At 44.2% G+C, this 2220-nt stretch carries 2 protein-coding genes; both read left to right on the top strand.

Annotation, left to right across the window (positions count from 1 at the left end; translation table 11 throughout):
• Positions 1–541: copper amine oxidase N-terminal domain-containing protein (locus ACSNJE_RS15870; RefSeq protein WP_495253067.1), on the top strand; the 541-nt coding region annotated here is incomplete at its 5' end.
• A 163-nt stretch (positions 542–704) separates the two neighbouring features.
• On the top strand, positions 705–2220 hold a 1516-nt coding region (locus tag ACSNJE_RS15875; protein ID WP_495253068.1), incomplete at its 3' end, for an Athe_2463 domain-containing protein.

Below are 2220 nucleotides of genomic sequence, written 5' to 3' on the forward strand. Positions count from 1 at the left end.
CGAAACAAGAGTGGTCACCATCAGCAAAGAAGACAGGACCATCACCTTGAAAATCGGCGAAAGCAAAGCCGCCGTTAACGGCCGGACCAGGTATTTCGATACCAAGGCAGTGATTGCTGGCAGCCGGACCATGGTGCCCCTGCGTTTCATCAGCGAATGCCTGGGCGCTACGGTGGAGTGGCTTGCCAAGACCAGAACCGTGAAGATCACGGTGAATAATGGGTATACGATTCCGGAGGGGACGGAATTGGATATTACATTGTACCCACCAAACGATAACCCGGCCAAGGTAGATATAGAAATACTTATTCCTATAGATAAACCTTTGGAACCTCAGTATAAGGATCTCTATACCTTGTTATCCAGCAAGTTCGGTGACAGTACCGCCAATGAAATAATAGAGTATATTAGGCAAAAAAAAGATAGATGGGAACATCTACTACCCAAATATTGGATAAAAAATAATCAAAGTATTAGGGCTAGCTCCACGTCAGGTGCACTAGACATTTTTATAGTAGTTTGGTTACCTGGCGTAAAATAATTACCTCCGAATTAACCCTTACGAGGTGTTTATTGCAATGAAAAAAGTAATGATTTTACTATTTTTGATTTCTTTATTACTCATTCCATATTCGCTTGCTGGTGCCTGGGAGTATAACCACAATTATTTACCTCTTTCTGAACCCCCAAGAGATTTATATACTATGAAAACCGATGACAACAATTATTTAGCCAGAGAACACTTTGTGGACAGTATACCTCCTGGTTTACCCGGTAATTTTCAAATATCAGCTCCGCATGGGGCAAAATTAAGGTATGTTATGTTACCTAAGGGATATCATGTTCTTGTCTATGGTTCACCGACTGGAGAATATAAAAACGGAGAATATAGATATTGGGGTATTAATGACAGGGGCGAATATGTAACTAACAAAAACTTTCCTCATGATGCCAAACCAAAAGGTAAACTGGAAAATAAAGGATGGATTAAGTTTCCATGGGTAGATAAAGATGTAGAAAAACGCTTAATAGCAAGAGGAGAACCAATCATCGAAAAAAGTCCTTGGGACGGTGACCCATCCTTATTGCCCAATATTATAGAAGGTATTAAGCAAGATTCCGATTTAGCGGACGAATTTTTAAATAAACCCAACTTTCCGTGGCATCAGTATATACATATTTTCCAACCTCCTACATATTACGGTTGGGGAGTAGGGAGAGCATGGCATAAGAAAAAAGACGGTACTATCTGGTATAGAAGCTTTCCAATTGCGCCACGTCACGAATTTGACCCCGTTGTTCCCAACCTTTATGTCAAGAGCATAGACCCCGGTACTCCGGTTGAAACAGATGAGGTGGGTAATGCTGTATATAAAGCGGAAATAGGCAAGAAGTACACTGCAACAGTTGTCTTCGGCACGGGAGAAATCCGGCGGGATTTGGATTTAGCGCTACTCAGGCCCTTCGTGGCCGGCTTGCATGAAATTAATGGACAAGCATACAAAGGAAAGTTAAAGAAAATATCAGGGAACGGCCACATTTCCGAACCGGTGCCTGAGTATCCTGACCGTTTTACTGAGGCGAAAAGCCAAACCATCAGCTTTAATGCCGAAAACTCAGAAATCACAGCCACCTTTGAATGGACAGCCCAGAGAGGGACTACCCAACTCATAGCAGCTATTAACGACGGGCAATATGTGCCGCGGCACCATGAATTTGAATCAACGGCAGACGGCAAACCGGCTGACATGACTGATAATGTGAAGAAGGTTCCAATCAAAGTAGAACCGCCGCCCGACCTCTGTGTTAAAGAACTCAAACTTCATACCGTTCTTACCGAACCAGGCCAGGTTTATACCGGAACAGTAATTTATGCCTTAAAACCGGGCTACAGGGAAAAGGTAACCGCCAAACTGGGGCTGACCCATAACGGTTATTCTATTTCATCCACGGAAGGTAAAAAGCTGGACCAGTCCATAGTCGTATTTGACCCCCAAAAGCCGGAAACTATGATCCAAACCTTCTCCTTCAAATTCACCGGCCTTGCACTAGGTCACAACAGCGAAATTGTGGCCAAAATCTGGCCCCAGGAACCTACCATGGTTGACGCCTACTGGCCCGACAACTCCAGAAAGGCGCTGGCCAAATCCCATGTCACCGATATAGCCGTCACCAGTATAGCCCAACAGGAACCGGCTGTCGCCGGAACCGAAGAATTAG

The organism is Thermincola sp. GK-1 (genome assembly GCF_059412445.1).